Source organism: Stenotrophomonas sp. JAG2, assembly GCF_041080745.1.
Taxonomy (GTDB): Bacteria; Pseudomonadota; Gammaproteobacteria; order Xanthomonadales; family Xanthomonadaceae; genus Stenotrophomonas; species Stenotrophomonas maltophilia_AA.
In genome coordinates this window covers 73,148-89,847 of the sequence record NZ_JBEUMH010000005.1, presented here as the reverse complement: position 1 = coordinate 89,847, position 16,700 = coordinate 73,148, and the positions used below count along the sequence as shown (strand labels likewise).

The window sequence follows — 16,700 nt, the reverse complement described above, 5'->3', positions numbered from 1 at the left end:
CAATGGTTCCGACATTCGGGACAGGTGGACGGGGCGGCGTCCATCGCTAGAATGACACCGCTAGCCATTGCTGCTGGACGTCCCCGCGGCGTCCGCGGCCCTCACAAGGATCCAGGACCATGAGTCGTGTTGTCTGTTTCGGAGAGTTGTTGCTGCGCATGAGCGCCCCCGGCCGTGAGCTGCTGCTGCAGAACCCGCAGTTGATGGTCCACGCCGGTGGCGCGGAGGCCAACGTCGGTGTCTCGCTGGCCCACCTCGGGCATGCGGTATCGGCGGTCAGCACGGTGCCGGCCAACCCGCTGGGCGAGTACGCACTGGGCGAACTGCGCCGGCATGGCGTGGACACCACATCGGTGCGCCGCACCGACGGCCGCATGGGGCTCTATTTCCTGACCACCGGTGCGGTCCAGCGCGCGAGCGAAGTGGTCTACGACCGCGCCGACTCGGCCTTCGCCAACAGCAGCGCCGCCGATTACGACTGGGACACGCTGCTGGCCGGGGCCGATTGGCTGCACCTGTCCGGGGTCAGCCCGGCGCTCAACCCGGCCATGGCCCAGGCCACGCTGGCTGCGGCGCGTGCCGCCTGCGCGCGGGGCGTGAAGGTGTCGTTCGACGGCAACTTCCGGCCGTCGCTGTGGGCGCGCTGGCAGGGCGATGCGCCCGGCATCCTGCGCGAACTGTTCGCCTGCGCCGATCTGCTGTTCGCCGATTACCGCGACATCGGCGTGGTGCTCGGCGGCGGGTTCGAGCAGGCCGATGTGCGTGAGCGTGTCGATGCGGCCGCCGCACAGGCCTTCGCCGCGTTCCCGCGTCTGCAGTGGATGGCCTGCACCCAGCGCACCCCGCACAGCGTGGACAACCATGCACTCGGGGCGATGCTGGTCGGCCGCGATGGCACCCGCGCCGTGGCGCCGACCCGCGAGATGATCGGCATCGTGGACCGCATCGGCGGGGGCGATGCCTTCGCCGCCGGCATCCTGCATGGCATGATGCGCGGCTTCGCGCCGGACATGATCGTGCGCTTCGGCCTGGCCGCAGGCTGCCTGAAGCACTCGATCCCCGGCGACTTCAACCCTGTCAGCGAGGCTGACATCATGGCCCTCACGGGCGAGGAGCGATTCGATGTCCGGCGCTGATCCGCGCGTACGCGCAGTCCTGAAACTGGCCCCGGTGATTCCGGTGTTCACCCCGGAAAGCGTCGAGGACGCCGTCGAGGTCGCGCGTGCACTGTTCAACGGCGGCCTGCCGGTGATCGAAGTGACGCTGCGCACGCCGATGGCAATGGATGCGATCCAGGCGATGGTCGAGGCCGTACCCGATGCCGTGGTCGGCGCCGGCACCGTGCTGACCGCCGCGCAGATGGAGAAGGTCAAGCAGGTGGGCGGCCGCTTCGCGGTGTCGCCCGGCGCGACCCCGCGGTTGTACGCGGCCGCGCGCGATACCGACCTGCCGTTCCTGCCGGGCGTGGCGACCTCCTCGGAGCTGATGCTCGGCCTGGAGCACGGCCTGGATACGTTCAAGTTCTTCCCGGCGGTGCAGGCCGGCGGCGCGGCCATGCTGTCGGCCTGGAACGGTCCGTTCGGCGATGTGCGGTTCTGTCCGACCGGCGGCATCAGCGCGCAGACCGCGCGCGATTTCCTGCACCTGCCCAACGTGCTGTGCGTGGGCGGTTCCTGGCTGACCACGCGGGCGCTGCTGCAGGCCAGGGACTGGGCCGGCATCGAGCAGCTCGCGCGCGATTCGGCCGCGCTGGTCGGCTGAGTCCGCATCGCCTGCCGCCTCAGTGGCGGCGGGCGGTCGCGCCGACGCGGCGATACAGGGTGCTGCGGCTGATGCCCAGCGCGCGTGCCGCCTGGGCAACATTCCCATTGCTGGCCCGCAGCGCGTCGCGCATCGCGGTTTCCGTCATCGCCTCCAGGCCCTCGGCCGTGGACGGCAGCACCGGCGCGCGCACGGTCTGCAGATAGGCGGGCAGCATCCCGTGCAGGATCTGCTCACCTGGATCACTCAGCGCCACCAGGGTGCGCAGGCAGGAACACAGCTGCCGCACATTGCCCGGCCACGTGTAACCCGCCAGCGCGTCGAGCGCGGCCACCTCCAGTTGCCGGCCCTGGCCGAGCCTGCCCCACAGACCACGCACCAGTGCCGCACGGTCGGCCTGCTCGCGCACGGCAGGCAGGCGCACGCTGTGGTCGGCGATGCGGTAGTAGAGGTCGCTGCGGAATTCACCGGCGTCCATGGCCTGGTCGAGATCGCGGTGGGTGGCGCAGATCAGGGCGAAATCCAGCTGTACCGGTTTGCCGCCGCCCAGCGGTGACAGCGTGCGCTCCTGCAGCACCCGTAGCAGGCGCGGCTGCAGCGCCAGCGGCATGTCGCCGATTTCATCCAGGAACAGCACGCCGCCCTGCGCCTGGCGCAGCAGGCCGGTGTTGCCGCTCTTGCGCGCACCGGTGAAGGCACCTTCCTCGTAACCGAACAGTTCGGCTTCGATCAGGCCTTCGGGCAGCGCCGCGCAGTTCACCGCGACGAACGGCTTGTCGGCGCGTGCACTGCGCCGGTGCAGCTCACGCGCGAAGACCTCCTTGCCGGTGCCGGTCTCACCCTGCAGCAGCACGGGCAGCTGTGCGTCCAGCACGCGGCAGGCGCGGTCGAGCACCTGCTGCTGGGCCGCGTCGAACAGGGGCGTGGCATCGGCGCGCACTGCGGCGGCGGCGGCACGGGCAGGGGCCGCCGGTGTCGGGCGGGCAGGCAGGGGCGAACGCACGCGGGTGCCGCCTGCCGGCCCCAGGTGCCCGTACAGCGCGCGCCCCTGGCGATCGACCAGCGCACCGTCATCGTGCAGCCGCGACAGCGGACCATCGAACAGCGCCTCGTAAGGCGCCCTGCCGATGTCGCCGTGGTCCAGACCGAACAGGGCCAGCCCGGCGCGGTTGGCGGCCACCAGGCGGCCATTGCGGAAGCCCAGCACGCCTTCGCGCGCGGTGCCGAGCAGGCCGGCGTCATGATGCAGGCGCACGACCTCGCAATCGCCCAGCCCCGCTTCGAAGTAGCGGTGCTCGATATGCGCCACCGCCTGCCGTGCCAGTACGCGCGCATGCAGGTGCTGCTGGCGCGCGTCGCCGGAGATGTCGAGCACGCCGACGCGCTGCCCGTAGGGATCGAAGATCGGCGTCGCCGAGCAGGTCAGGATCGCGTGCGGGGCGAAGTAGTGCTCGCCGCCCCGGACCTCCACCGAGCGGCCTTCGACGATGGCGGTGCCGATCGCATTGGTACCCACCGTGGTTTCATCCCAGCGCACCCCCGGCATCAGCGCCACGCGCCCCGCCTTGTCGAGAAATCCCGGGTTGCCCTCGGCATCCAGGATCCAGCCGGCCTCGTCGGTCAGCAGCGCGATGCTGCCGGTCGCCGCGATGTCGGCCGCCAGCCCGTCCAGCTCCGGCCGCGCCAGCCGCCACAGCGTTTCCTGGCGCTGGCGCAGCTCGCGCAGGCGCGCGTCCGGCAGCGGTTCGACCTCCGGCTGCGCATCCACCGACAGCCCGCCGCGCTGGCAGCGCTGCCAGGACTGCAGGATGGTGTCGGGCACGATCCCGACCGGCGCCGCGCCACGCTCGAAGAACGAGCGTCGCGCAGTGCCGACACGGTGCTGGAGCGGACGCTGGGACACCTGGATTCTCCAGTGTCGCAATCTGCGACAGTTGTAGCGGGGCCTGTTCCGATAAACACCACACCCGGCGTTACCGCGCAATGACCTGCCGTGGTGCACCGCATCAGTTTCCGGCCCGCTTGCCAATCGGCGCGCCGGGTCATGCCTTGCCGCACTGCACCACACCGAACCTGGCATCGTCCTTGCGTCAGTGGACAGACCCTTACCGGGCCTGTCCACTGCCATCCGGAGATGCACCCATGAATGCCGTCACGTCCGCCAAGCCGCACGCCACCGATCCGCAGTCCATCTTCAAGCCGCGCTACGGCAACTACATCGGCGGGGAGTGGGTGGCGCCGCGCAGCGGCCAGTACTTCGAGAACACCACCCCGGTGACCGGCAAGGTGTTCACCGAGGTCGCCCGCTCCAACGCCGAGGACATCGAAGCGGCGCTGGACGCTGCTCACGCGGCCAAGACCGCCTGGGGCCAGACCTCGACCACCGAGCGCGCCAACATCCTCAACAGGATCGCCGACCGCATCGAGGAGAACCTCGAGCTGCTCGCCCATGCCGAAACCTGGGACAACGGCAAGCCGATCCGCGAAACGCTCAACGCCGACGTGCCGCTGATGGCCGATCACTTCCGCTACTTCGCCGGTGCGGTGCGCGCGCAGGAAGGCAGCCTGTCGGAGATCGACAAGGACACCATCGCCTACCATTTCCACGAACCGCTCGGCGTGGTCGGGCAGATCATCCCGTGGAATTTCCCGATGCTGATGGCGGCGTGGAAGCTGGCGCCCGCGCTGGCCGCCGGCAACTGCGTGGTGCTCAAGCCGGCCGAGCAGACACCGGCCTCGATCCTGGTGCTGATGGAAGTGATCGGCGACCTGCTGCCCAAGGGTGTGCTCAACGTGGTCAACGGCTTCGGCGTGGAGGCCGGCAAGCCGCTGGCCTCCAACCCGCGCATCGCCAAGATCGCCTTCACCGGCGAGACCACTACCGGCCGCCTGATCATGCAGTACGCCAGCCAGAACCTGATTCCGGTGACGCTGGAACTCGGCGGCAAATCGCCGAACATCTTCTTCGCCGACGTGATGGCCGAGGACGATGATTTCCTCGACAAGGCCGTGGAAGGCTTCGTGCTGTTCGCGTTCAACCAGGGCGAGGTGTGTACCTGCCCCTCGCGCGCGCTGATCCAGGAATCGATCTACGAAAAATTCATGGAACGTGCGCTCAAGCGCGTGGCCGCGATCAAGCAGGGCAATCCGCTCGATCCCACCACCATGGTCGGTGCGCAGGCCTCCTCCGAGCAGCTGGAAAAGATTCTTTCCTACTTCGACATCGGCCGGCAGGAAGGCGCCGAGGTGCTGATCGGCGGCGAGCAGGCCATGCTCGAGGGCGACCTGGCCGGCGGCTTCTACGTGAAGCCGACCGTGTTCAAGGGCCACAACAGGATGCGCGTGTTCCAGGAAGAGATCTTCGGGCCGGTGGTCTCGGTGACCACGTTCAAGACCGAGGAAGAAGCCCTGGAGCTCGCCAACGACACGCTGTACGGCCTCGGTGCCGGTGTGTGGAGCCGGGATGCCTCGCGCCTGTACCGCATGGGCCGTGGCATCCAGGCCGGGCGCGTGTGGACCAACTGCTACCACGCCTATCCGGCCCATGCCGCATTCGGTGGCTACAAGCAGTCGGGTATCGGCCGCGAGAACCACAAGATGATGCTCGACCACTACCAGCAGACCAAGAACCTGCTGGTCAGCTACTCGCCCAGGAAGCTGGGCTTCTTCTGAGCCCCGGGCTTGATCCCGATCAAGGCGCCGGCATGCGGCCGGCGCCACAGTGCAGTCATTGGCAATCCACGGAGATCCACGCATGAACAAGACCATGAAGGCCGCTGTCGTCCGCGAATTCGGAAAGCCGTTGCGCATCGAGGAAGTCGAGGTGCCGCGTCCCGGCCCGGGCGACATCCTGGTGAAGATCGAAGCCTGTGGCGTGTGCCACACCGACCTGCATGCGGTCGACGGTGACTGGCCGGTCAAGCCCAACCCGCCGTTCATTCCCGGCCACGAGGGCGTCGGCCACGTGGTGGCGGTGGGTGCGGGTGTCAGCCACATCCGCGAAGGCGACCGCGTCGGCATCCCGTGGCTGTACTCGGCCTGTGGCTATTGCGAGCACTGCCTGGGCGGCTGGGAGACCATTTGCGAGGCGCAGCAGAACACCGGCTACTCGGTGAACGGTGGTTTCGCCGAGTACGCGTTGGCCAACGCGGCGTATGTCGGGCTGCTGCCCAAGAGCGTGGGCTTCATCGAGGTCGCGCCGATCCTGTGCGCCGGCGTCACTGTCTACAAGGGCCTGAAGGTCACCGATACGAAGCCGGGCCAGTGGGTGGTGATTTCCGGCATCGGCGGGCTGGGCCACATGGCCGTGCAGTACGCCAAGGCGATGGGGCTGAACGTGGCCGCGGTGGATATCGACGACGGCAAGCTCGCCCTGGCCGAGCGGCTCGGTGCGACGATCACCGTCAACGCGCGCAACACCGATCCGGCGGCGTTCCTGAAGAAGGAGATCGGCGGGGCACATGGCGCACTGGTCACGGCCGTCTCGCCGAAGGCCTTCGAGCAGGCACTGGGCATGGTCCGCCGCGGTGGCACGGTCTCGTTGAACGGCCTGCCGCCGGGCAACTTCCCGCTGGATATCTTCGGCATGGTGCTCAACGGCATCACCGTGCGTGGCTCGATCGTCGGCACCCGCCTGGACCTGCAGGAATCACTGGAGTTCGCCGAGCAGGGCAAGGTCGCCGCCACGGTCACCAGCGATTCGCTGGAGAACATCAACGACATCTTCGCGCGCATGCAGGCCGGCAAGATCGAAGGCCGCGTGGTTCTGGACATGAGCGCGTAAACGGCGCCGCGTTGCCGTCCTGCGCCGCTTCCCCTCTCCCGGTGGCAGCAGGACGGCAGCGCCGGTTCTTCCGTCCTGCCGGCCACTCGCCGGCGCCCAGGGTGCCCCCGATCATGACCGACCTACCGCTCCAGGTAATGGCCACGCTCCCGGCCCTGCAGCTGATCGAGACACTGCAGGCCCGCCACGGCGACCTGCTGTTCCACCAGTCCGGTGGCTGCTGCGACGGCTCCTCGCCGATGTGTTTCGCCCAGGGCGATTTCATCGTCGGCGACCGTGACGTGCGCATGGGCGAGATCGGCGGGGCGCCGTTCTACATCAGCCCCTCGCAGTTCGAGTACTGGAAGCACACCCAGCTGATCATCGACGTGGTGCCCGGCCGCGGCGGCATGTTCTCGCTGGAGAACGGCGAGGGCGTGCGCTTCCTGGTCCGCTCGCGGCTGTTCAGTGATGACGAGTTCGCCCAGCTCAAGGCGGCCGGCCGGGTCTGAAACACGCCGCGGCAACCCGTCCATAATGGTGGCTCTCCCGCCGTGATGTCGCCGCCATGCCTGTGTGGTCCGCCCTGAAGAATCCGCTGCTGTCCGTGCTCGCCGTCCTGTTCGCGTTCGCGGTGATGGTGCTGGTCAACAGCGTCGGTTCCTGGCTGGTGCCGTTGCTGCGCATTCCGCCGGGCGGCGAGCCGCAGCTGGCCTGGGACCTGGCCTGGACGATCCTCAGCGGCATCGCCGCGATCGCCTTTGCCAGCCGTTATGCGCCGACCTGGCCGCGTGTGCACGGCGGCGTGGTGTGGGCGGTGATCGCGGCCGCATCGATCTACACAGCGTGGGATTTCGGCAGCGATTTCCCATTCTGGTTCGTGGTGATCCTGCTGGTGTCGCTGCCGGTGCAGGCCCTGCTCGGCCTGTGGCTGGGCACACGGTTCCGGCCAGGGCGCGCCTGATCAGCTGCCGGGCAGGACCTGCTTCACCTGCCCGATGCCTTCCCACGGATCCTGCTTCAACCGCTCCGCGCGCTGCAGCGCCTTCGCCAGCGGGAAGGCGTTCGGCGCCGCGATGCGGCCCAGTTCTTCCCAGCGCAGGGGTACCGCCACGCCGGCACCCGGCCGCGCCCGCAGCGACCACGAGCTCACACTGGTGGCGCCGCGCGCATTGCGCAGCCAATCGATGAAGATCACCCCGTCGCGCTTGGCCTTGCTCATCGTCGCCACATAGCGCTCCGGTGCCTGCGTGGCCATGGCCTGCGCGAACGCCTCGCAGAAGTCCTTGGCCTGCGCCCAGTCGGCCTTGGGCTGCAAGGGCACCACCACGTGCACGCCCTTGCCGCCGGAGAGCCGGACGAAGCTCTCCAGCCCGGCTTCCTGCAGGCGCGCGCGCACGTCGCGTGCGGCGGCCTTGATCTGGGTCCAGTTCACGCCTTCACCCGGATCCAGATCGAACACCAGCCGGTCCGGATGTTCGGGGTCATCGACGGTGGCGCCCCAGGGATGCAGCTCCAGGGTGTTCATCTGCACCAGCTGCAGCAGCCCCTCCACATCCTCGATGTAGAGGTAATCCTCGCGCCCGCTTTTCTGTTCCAGCGGGATCGCCTTGACCGCGCCGCCCAGGCCGGTGCCATGGTGTTTCTGGAAGAAGCAGGGCTTGTCCACGCCGTCCGGGCAGCGCAGCACCGACAGCGGACGGTGCGCGACCTCGGGCAGGATCCAGCGCGCCATGCGGCGGTAGTAGTCGGCCACCTCGCCCTTGGTGATCTTCGCCTTGGCGAACACCACGCGTTCGGGATGGCTGATCGTCACGGTGCTCTCTTCCTGCGCAGCCGCGGCCTTCTTTTGGCCGCTGGTTTTCGCCGCCGGGGCGGAGGCGGACGCAGCGGCGGTCGTGACGTTGGCTGACGCGCCCAGATCTTTCGGCTGTTTGTCTTCGCGCAGGCGCTTGAAGCTGGCCTGGCGCAGCAGGCCTTCCTTGGCCCACCCACGGAAAGCGACTTCCGCCACCAGGACCGGCCTCACCCAGTGCACGCTGCGCGCGGTGAACGGCACATGCGCGGGCAGCTCCACCACCGCGTCCTTCACGGTCAGCGGCGTCAGTTGCTTCGTCAGCGCGCGCAGCGCGGCATCATCGAAACCTGTGCCGACGCGGCCGACATAGCGCAGCCCGCCCTTGTCCGGCGTGGCCATCAGCAGCGAGCCGAAGCCACTGCGCGATCCCTTGGGCTCGGTGTATCCGACAATGAGGAACTCATCGGTGTTCTCGTGCTTGATCTTGATCCAGTCGCGCGAGCGCGCATTGACGTAGGGCGCGTCGATCCGCTTGCTGATGATGCCTTCGAAGCCGGCTTCGCCACTGGCGGCGAACACCGCCGGGCCGTGGTCGCGCACATGGTCGCTGTAGGCCAGGGTGTCCGGCTTGCTGCCCAGCAGGTCCTTGAGCAGCGCCTTGCGCTCCAGCAGGGGCACGCGGCTGACATCCACCCCGGCGATGCCGGGCATGTCGAACACCACATAACGCAGCGGCTGCTTCGCGGTGCCGTCGATGACCTTCTGTAACGCGGTAAAGTCACTGCGGCCCTGCGCATCCAGCACCACCAGCTCACCGTCCAGGCGCAGATCGCGCACCGGCAGCCGCTCGATCGCCTGCACCACCTCGGGAAAATCGTCGGTCCAGTTCAACCCGCCGCGTGAGCGCAGCGCAACCACGCCTTCGCGCACGTCGGCGAGCAGGCGATAGCCGTCCCATTTGATCTCGTGCAGCCACTGCTCGCCGTCCGGCGCGCTGGCACGGTGGTCGGTCAGTTGCGGCTTGAAATCGTGCGGATAGGGCTTCTCGCGTGCGCCTTCAAGCGCGAGCGCGCGTTTGGACCAGCGCGCATCGGCCTTGCGTGCGGCGCCGTTCCTCACAGGCTTGGCGGGTGCGGTCTTGTTTGCCGGGGCCGCCTTCTTCGTGTTGGCCGCGGCGGCCTTCTTCGTGCCCGCGCGCTTGGCCGCTGTCGGCGGCGCCTCCAGCAGATCGTCGGCCTCCATGTCCCTCGCCTCTTCGTCATCGCGTTTGATCAGCAGCCACTGGTGCTGCTTGCCCTTCATCGCGGTGCGCACCAGCTTCCAGCCGCCTTTCAGCCGCTCGCCGTGCAGCACGAAGTCCACCTTGCCAGCCGCGATCGCCTCCAGCGGATCGCCATCGCAGGCCCAGGTACCGTGGTCGTAGACATCCACGTGCCCCGCACCGTAGTGACCGCTGGGGATATCACCGGCAAAGGTGGCATAGGACAGGGGATGGTCCTCCACCTCCACCGCGAGCCGCTTCTCGCCGACACGCAGCGAGGGGCCCTTTGGCACCGCCCAGCTCTTGAGCACGCCGTCGGCTTCCAGCCGGAAGTCGTAGTGGCGCGAGCTGGCATGGTGCAGCTGCACGACGAAGATCGGTCGCCGCGCCGGTGCACCGCGACGCTCGGCGTCCGGCTCGGGAGTGCCGTCGAAGCGGCGTTTGCGGCGGTACTCCTGCAGGGACATGCGCGCTTACCCGGCTTTGCGCGCGGGCGCGCGCTTGGTTGTCTTTTTGGCTGCCTTGCCCGCTGTCTTGGTCGCCTTCTTCGCGGCAGTGGGTTTGGCGACCTTGGCCGTGGCCTTCTTCGCCGGTGTCTTCCTGGCCGCCGGCGTGCGCTTCTTGGCATCCAGGCTCTTCTGCAGCAGCGACATGAAGTCGACCACGTTGGTCGCATCATCCTCACGCGGAACCGGCTCTTCCTCCACCTTGGTGGTGCCGCCCTTGGCCTTGATCCGCTTCTTCAGCAATGTGTGCAGGCGCTCGCGGAACTCATCGTGGTACTCGTCCGGCTTCCATTCGCCGGACATCGACTCGATCAGCTGCTCGGCCATGGCGGTTTCCTTGCTGTTGATGCGGTACTCGGACAGGCTGCCACTGGGCAGCTTGTAGTCTTCCGGGTCCACCAGTTCCTGCGGATAGCGCAGGATCATCAGCACCAGCGCATCGCCATGCGGCATCACCGCGCACAGGTACTCGCGCGTACGCACCACCACCCGTGCGATGCCGACCTTGCCGGTGCTGCGCAGCGTTTCGCGCAGCAGCACGTAGCCTTTCTCGGCTTTCTTGGCGGGCACCAGCAGGTAGGGCTTCTCGTAGTAGCGCGGATCGATCGTGCCGGCATCGACGAAGGTCTCCACCTCGACCGCCTCATGGCTCTCCGGTGCGGCCGAGCGGATATCGTCTTCCTCCAGCACGACGTAGCTGCCCTTGTCGTATTCGTAGGCTTTGACGATGTCCTTCCACGGCACTTCCTCGCCGGTGTCGGCGTTGACGCGCTCGAAGCGGATCGGTTTGCGGTCGCGCGAATCGAGCATCCGGAAGTGCAGATCGACGTTGCGTTCGCCGGACATCAGCGACACCGGGACATTGAGCAGCCCGAATGACAGCGTGCCGGTCCAGATCGGTCGGGCCATGGTGGCGCCACTCCAACACTACAGGGAGGGCAGCTGTACCGCGCGGCACGTGAAACGCCCGTGTCCGGCCTGTGCAGGCCGGCTGCACGGCACCGCTACTGCAGCAGGCCGTGCACCGCCGCCGCCGGCATGTGGTCCAGCGCCAGCCAGGCATCCTCGACCACCGCCCGCGCCTGCGGCCAGCCCAGCCGGGATTGGCCGCGCATCTGCTCCCAGTGCTCGGCCAGCTCGCCATCGGTGTCGTCGGCGCCGCGCGGCCAATCGGCGTAATGCGTGGTCAGCGCGAAGGCATAGGCCGGGTAGAGGTCGCGCCAGCTACGCCGGCCATGGCTGCGGCGCTGCTCGTAATCACTGCGCATGTACTGCAGGTAGTCCTGTGCGATCGCCTGCGCGTCCTCGGCGCGGTCGCGGCGCGCACGGCGCCCGCTCCGTTCCGGCTGCAGGTAGGCGTTGAACAACGCGGGTGCGGCACGGCGGTCCAGGCGGGGCATGACACGACTCCGACAGCGGTGGGGCAGGCAGGAATAGACCCGCCGCCGTTATCCAGCCGTGACAGATTCGTTGCTGCAACGGGATTCGCGGCGACTTCACCCGCCGCGCGCTGTAGTGGAGCGCACCGTTACTGGAGAACTCCCATGCCACGCGATCCCCTGCGCGACGCCACCGCCCCGGTCCCCGGCGAGCAGCGCGCCAAACATGACAACCAGGATGCCGAAGACCGCGGCGCCGGCATGTCCGTGCCCGACGACGCGTCCGATCACCTGCCGGTGGCGGTCACCCCGGACCCCGTCCCGCGCGACCGCAAGGATTCGGCCGCCGGTGAGAAGGGCCCGGCGGGTCATCACCGCCGCGAAGATGAATACCAGCGCCGCCAGCGCAAGGAACATGCCAGCGACAATCAGGACGAGGCGATGGAAGAGACCTTCCCGGCGAGCGACCCGACCTCACCGTTCGTGCCCGCCAAGCCGCCCCGTTAGGTCACGGCGCCCACTGCCACTGCACCCCCACGTTGTAGCGGCGGTCCGGACCGGGTTCGAAGAAGCGCTGGTTGCCATCGTTGACGATCACCGAGCCGATGTAACGCTGGTCCAGCGCATTGTCGATCCGCGCGAAGGCCCGCAGCGTGCCCTGCGCGGTGGTCCAGCGCCGCGACAGTTCCAGATTCAGCAGCGCGTAGCCCGGTGCGCTGTCGGTGGCCAGGTCGTTGACCACGGTGTCGCTGGAGGCCACGACCTCGGCCGCCCACTGCCACGGGCCCGGCCGGTACTGCACCCGCGCGTTCCACTGCTGCCTGGGCACGCCCGGCAGGCGTGAACCGGCCGTCACCGTGTTGCAGCCCGTGGCCGCGCACAGTGCATACGGGTCGCGCACGGTGGCCTCGATCCAGGTGTAGGCCAGCGAAAGATCTGCCTGCGCGCCCAGCGGCTGCACGACGCTGGCCTCCGCGCCCTGGCGGCGGGTGCGGCCGATGTTGCGGTAGGTGCTGCGGCCGCCGCTGTTGCTGGCCACGGCCAGCTCGTCATCGGTATCGGCGCGGAACAGCGCGGCCTCGACCTGCGCGCCACTCTGCCCATGCCATTTGCTGCCGACTTCCAGGTTGCGGCTGCGGGCCGCCGAGAGATCCAGCGCCAGCCCGGCCTGGCCATCGGCGCGGTAGCCCAGCTCGTTGAAGGTCGGGGTTTCAAAGCCACGGCCGGCCGAGGCGTACAGCCGCCAGGCATCGCTGGCACGGAACACCACCCCGGCCACCGGCGTGGTCGCCTCGTAACGCCGCGAACCGCTGTCGTCCGGATTACCGGCCGTGATGTAGTGGTCGTTGGAGCGGAAACGGACCGTGCTGTGGCGCACACCGAGCAGCAACGACCAGCGCGGCGCCCACTGCCACCACGCCTGCGCGAACTGGTCCACGTTCTCGACCCGGTCGCTCTGGTCACGGCGCAGGCGGCCCTTGATGCCCACCTGGTCGCCCACGAAGTTCTCGTAACCGTTGCGATCCTGCTGCTGACGGTCGGCATTGGCGCCGATCACCACGTCCAGCGGGCGCCCGGCCCAGTCGCCCCGCCAGGCCCAGCGCGCGTCGACACCGCCGTAGGCCCCGTCCAGGTCGATCACCCCGCCGGCATGCAGCGGATTGGCCTGCGGCCCCGGCGGGATCGCCAGGTATTGCTCGACACTTCGCTGACCGGCATAGCCCATCGCACGCCACGTCTGCGCGCCTTCCGTTCGGGTGAACACCAGCCCGGCCTGGGCCTGGCGCACGGATTTGCGGGTGTTGTACTGGGTGGCCACGGCGGTGGCCTGGCGCGGGTTCTCGCGCACCTGGGCGCGGGTCAGGCCGAGCGGATCCTGCGCATCGGGTGCATCGAAGTAGTTCAGCACCAGATCAAGCTGGCCACCACCGACATCGGTGCCGAGCCGGGCGTTGACCGATTCGCGCCGGGCCTGGCTGTGGTCGCGCCAGCCATCGGTGCGGAAATGGTTGGCGGCCACGTTGTAGCGGATCGGCCCCTGCACGCCGCGCAGCTGGGCGCCGGCGCTCACGGTGTTGTCGCTGCCGGTATCCACCCGCAGGCGCCATGGGTCGCCTTCGGCGCCGTCCGCGCTCCAGACCTGGACCACGCCGCCGGAGGAGTTGCCGTACAGCGCCGAGAACGGCCCGCGCAGCACTTCCACGCGCTGCGCCGAGAGCAGGCTGGCGTGGGAGAGCTGGCCCTGGCCGTCGGGCATGGTGGCCGGTACACCGTCCACCAGCACCCGCACGCCGCGCACGCCGAAGGTCGAGCGCGCGCCGAAACCGCGGATCGAGAGCTGGGTGTCCTGCGCGTAGTTCTGACGATCGCGGGCAACCACCCCGGGAATGCCGTTGAGCGCCTCGGAGAGCTGGGCCAGCGGCCCGGTGCGGTCCTCGTCCACCCAGACTGTGGTCAGCGAGGCCGGCAGGTCGATATCGGCCACCTGTGCCACGCGCGCGGCCTGGACCTGCACGGTGGGCAGCCGCTCGATCGGCGCGGGCGCGGCGGGGGTGTTCTGGGCCTGCGCCAGCGATGGCAGCAACACGGCCGAGGCCAGCGCACAGTGGCGGGCCAGCGGGGTAAGACGGAGCATGCGGGGCGGGATCCTCGGTGAATGGGCGTGCCGCACGCCATGGTACGGAAGCGGACGTGACGACAGCCTCGGCGCCCTCGGCGGGGCTTTGTTACGATGGGTCGGTTTTGGCTGATTCTGCCGCCAGATCCGCGTCGCGCCACCTCCCCCTTCCGTCATCCGAATGAGTACCGCCGTGTCCTTCTTTGCAAATGTGGAACTGGTCCCAGGCGACCCGATCCTGGGCCTGACCGAGGCTTACAACGCCGACAGCCGCCTGATCAAGGTCAACCTGGGCGTGGGCATCTATTACGACGAGAGCGGCCGCATCCCGCTGCTCCGCGCCGTGAACACGATCGAACAGCAGCTGGCCAATGACGCCAAACCGCGCGGCTACCTGCCGATCGACGGCCTGCCGGCCTACAACCAGGCCACCCGTGAGCTGGTCTTCGGCAAGGATTCGCCGCTGCTGGCCGCCGGCCGCGTGGCCACCTCGCAGACCATCGGCGGCAGCGGTGCGCTGCGCGTCGGCGCGGACCTGCTGCACAAGCTGCTGCCGCACGCCACCATCGCGATCAGCAACCCGAGCTGGGAAAACCATCGCGCGGTGTTCGGCGCGGCCGGCTTCGACGTGGTCGATTACACCTACTTCGATGCCGCCACGCATGGCGTGGACTTCGACGGCATGCTGGCCGACCTCGGCAAGCTGCAGCCGGGCACCGTGGTGCTGCTGCACGCGTGCTGCCACAACCCGACCGGTGCCGACCTCACCGTCGCGCAGTGGAAGCAGGTGGCCGAGCTGTTGAAGGACCGCCAGCTGTTCCCGTTCATCGACATGGCCTACCAGGGCTTCGACAAGGGCATCAGCGAAGACGGCGCCGCCGTGCGCATCATCGCCGAGGCCGGCATCGACAGCTTCGTGGTCGCCAACTCGTACTCCAAGTCGTTCTCGTTGTATGGCGAGCGCATTGGCGCACTGTCGGTGGTCGCCCCGGACGCGAACGCGGCCAAGGCCGTGCAGTCGCAGGTCAAGCGCATCATCCGCACGATCTACTCCAGCCCGTCCAACCACGGTGCGGCACTGGTGTCCGGCGTGCTCAACAGCGTCGAGCTGCGCCAGGTGTGGGAAGCGGAACTGACCGAGATGCGTGAGCGCATCCACGCCCTGCGCCATGGCCTGGTGGAGAACCTGGTCGCCGCCGGCGCACCGGAGTACGCCTTCATCAACGACCAGGCCGGCATGTTCTCGTACTCGGGCCTGAGCCGCGCCCAGGTGGACCGCCTGCGCGACGAGTTCGCGATCTACGCCGTCGGCACCGGCCGCATCTGCGTGGCCGCACTGAACCAGGGCAACCTGGCATACGTGGCCAAGGCCGTGGCGACCGTCAGCAAGGGCTGAGCGATATCGCCCCTGTGAAGCAGAACGGCCGCCCTGCGCGGCCGTTCTGCCATGTGGCGCCGCCCGCGCCTCGTAATGGCTCCAGCGAAGGGCGACAATAGGCGCTTCTCCTCTGAAGGCCGCCTGATTCCATGTCCCAGACGTCGCTGACCCGCTATCTGATCGAAGAGCAACATGCCGGCCGCATCAACGCCGATCTGCGCCAGCTGATCGCTGTCGTCGCCCGCGCCTGCACCAGCATCTCCATCACGGTCAGCAAGGGCGCGCTGGGCGGTGTGCTCGGCGAAGCCGGTACCGGCAACGTGCAGGGCGAGGCGCAGAAGAAGCTGGACGTGATCAGCAACGAGATCCTGCTGGAAGCCAACGCATGGGGCGGCCACCTGGCCGCCTGCGCCTCGGAAGAGATGGATCACTGCCAGCCGGTGCCCGACACCTACCCGCGCGGTGACTTCCTGCTGCTGTTCGATCCCCTCGATGGCAGCTCCAACATCGACGTCAACGTGTCGGTCGGCACCATCTTCTCGGTGCTGCGCTGCCCGCCGGGCACCGAGCAGCCCAACGATGCCAGCTTCCTGCAGCCGGGCACCGCGCAGGTCGCGGCCGGCTACTGCATCTACGGGCCGAGCACGCAGATGGTGCTCACCGTCGGCCACGGCACGCATGCGTTCACCCTGGACCGCGAGAAAGGCGAGTTCGTGCTGACCACGCCGGACATGCAGATCCCGGCGGACACCCAGGAATTCGCGATCAACATGTCCAACCAGCGGCATTGGGAAACCCCGATGCAGGGCTATGTGCAGGATCTGCTGGCCGGCAAGGAAGGCGCGCGCGGCAAGAACTTCAACATGCGCTGGATCGCCAGCATGGTGGCCGACGTGCACCGCATCCTGACCCGCGGCGGCATCTTCATCTATCCGTGGGACACGAAGGATCCGTCCAAGGCCGGCAAGCTGCGCCTGATGTACGAAGCCAACCCGATGGGCCTGCTGGTCGAGCAGGCCGGCGGCGCCGCCACCACCGGCCGCGAGCGCATCCTCGACATCCAGCCCGACCAGTTGCACCAGCGCGTGCCGGTGTTCCTCGGCTCGCGCAACGAGGTGGAAGAAGCCACCCGTTACCACCGCGAACACGACAGCGCGGCGGGTTGATTTCCTACACAGGGCTGGCCGATCGGTCAGCCCTGTTGTTACGTGGGAACGGCGTGACATCGGCCACGGCAG

The 16,700-nt window shown here is 68.4% G+C and carries 14 protein-coding genes; 9 read left to right on the top strand and 5 right to left on the bottom strand.

The features are described 5' to 3' along the window. Positions 1-119 precede the first annotated feature (119 nt). Together AB9O74_RS07890 and eda are read left to right on the top strand one after the other, a co-directional pair. On the top strand, positions 120-1,136 hold the full coding sequence (locus AB9O74_RS07890) for a sugar kinase (protein ID WP_369348965.1): 1,017 nt from the start codon (positions 120-122) through the stop codon (positions 1,134-1,136). Continuing rightward, positions 1,123-1,761, top strand: coding sequence for a bifunctional 4-hydroxy-2-oxoglutarate aldolase/2-dehydro-3-deoxy-phosphogluconate aldolase (eda, locus tag AB9O74_RS07885; RefSeq protein WP_176990772.1), 639 nt, complete (start codon positions 1,123-1,125; stop codon positions 1,759-1,761). The genes AB9O74_RS07890 and eda overlap by 14 nt, the downstream gene beginning before the upstream one ends. A 19-nt stretch (positions 1,762-1,780) precedes the next feature. Here the strand turns inward: eda and AB9O74_RS07880 are convergent, their stop codons facing one another. Then, a complete protein-coding gene (locus AB9O74_RS07880) occupies positions 1,781-3,664 on the bottom strand; it encodes a sigma-54-dependent Fis family transcriptional regulator (protein WP_369348964.1) in 1,884 nt (627 codons plus the stop codon). 239 nt (positions 3,665-3,903) lie between these two features. Between AB9O74_RS07880 and adh the strand changes: the two genes are divergently transcribed. From adh to AB9O74_RS07860, 4 genes are all read left to right on the top strand, one after another. Next, complete coding sequence (adh, locus tag AB9O74_RS07875) at positions 3,904-5,433, top strand: aldehyde dehydrogenase (protein WP_369348963.1); 1,530 nt, start codon at positions 3,904-3,906, stop codon at positions 5,431-5,433. Between the two features lie 82 nt (positions 5,434-5,515). Continuing rightward, positions 5,516-6,544, top strand: coding sequence for an alcohol dehydrogenase AdhP (gene adhP / locus AB9O74_RS07870; RefSeq protein ID WP_369348962.1), 1,029 nt, complete (start codon positions 5,516-5,518; stop codon positions 6,542-6,544). A gap of 113 nt (positions 6,545-6,657) precedes the next feature. Beyond that, on the top strand, positions 6,658-7,035 hold the full coding sequence (locus tag AB9O74_RS07865) for a DUF779 domain-containing protein (RefSeq protein WP_176990768.1): 378 nt from the start codon (positions 6,658-6,660) through the stop codon (positions 7,033-7,035). A gap of 56 nt (positions 7,036-7,091) precedes the next feature. Next, positions 7,092-7,487 (top strand): hypothetical protein, encoded by a 396-nt coding sequence (locus tag AB9O74_RS07860; protein WP_369348961.1) that lies wholly within the window; start codon positions 7,092-7,094, stop codon positions 7,485-7,487. Here the strand turns inward: AB9O74_RS07860 and ligD are convergent, their stop codons facing one another. From ligD to AB9O74_RS07845, 3 genes are all read right to left on the bottom strand, one after another. Then, positions 7,488-10,049, bottom strand: a complete 2,562-nt coding sequence (gene ligD / locus AB9O74_RS07855; RefSeq protein ID WP_369348960.1) for a DNA ligase D — start codon at positions 10,047-10,049, stop codon at positions 7,488-7,490. A gap of 6 nt (positions 10,050-10,055) precedes the next feature. Beyond that, positions 10,056-10,997, bottom strand: coding sequence for a Ku protein (locus tag AB9O74_RS07850; protein ID WP_176990765.1), 942 nt, complete (start codon positions 10,995-10,997; stop codon positions 10,056-10,058). 95 nt (positions 10,998-11,092) lie between these two features. After that, positions 11,093-11,488 carry a hypothetical protein gene (locus tag AB9O74_RS07845; RefSeq protein WP_176990764.1) on the bottom strand — a complete coding sequence of 132 codons (396 nt, stop codon included), beginning with the start codon at positions 11,486-11,488 and terminating at the stop codon, positions 11,093-11,095. Between the two features lie 144 nt (positions 11,489-11,632). Here AB9O74_RS07845 and AB9O74_RS07840 point away from each other — a divergent pair, with 144 nt between their 5' ends. Beyond that, on the top strand, positions 11,633-11,974 hold the full coding sequence (locus tag AB9O74_RS07840) for a hypothetical protein (RefSeq protein ID WP_369348959.1): 342 nt from the start codon (positions 11,633-11,635) through the stop codon (positions 11,972-11,974). Between the two features lies 1 nt (position 11,975). On the opposite strand, the gene AB9O74_RS07835 is transcribed toward AB9O74_RS07840, so the two are convergent. After that, positions 11,976-14,102: a TonB-dependent receptor family protein gene (locus AB9O74_RS07835; RefSeq protein ID WP_369348958.1), complete on the bottom strand. Its 2,127-nt coding sequence runs from the start codon at positions 14,100-14,102 to the stop codon at positions 11,976-11,978. Between the two features lie 175 nt (positions 14,103-14,277). Here AB9O74_RS07835 and AB9O74_RS07830 point away from each other — a divergent pair, with 175 nt between their 5' ends. After that, positions 14,278-15,480 (top strand): aromatic amino acid transaminase, encoded by a 1,203-nt coding sequence (locus AB9O74_RS07830; RefSeq protein ID WP_369348957.1) that lies wholly within the window; start codon positions 14,278-14,280, stop codon positions 15,478-15,480. Between the two features lie 131 nt (positions 15,481-15,611). Beyond that, the gene (locus AB9O74_RS07825) at positions 15,612-16,628 is read left to right on the top strand and encodes a class 1 fructose-bisphosphatase (protein ID WP_369348956.1); all 1,017 of its coding nucleotides are present in this window, start codon (positions 15,612-15,614) and stop codon (positions 16,626-16,628) included. Positions 16,629-16,700: the final 72 nt, after the last annotated feature.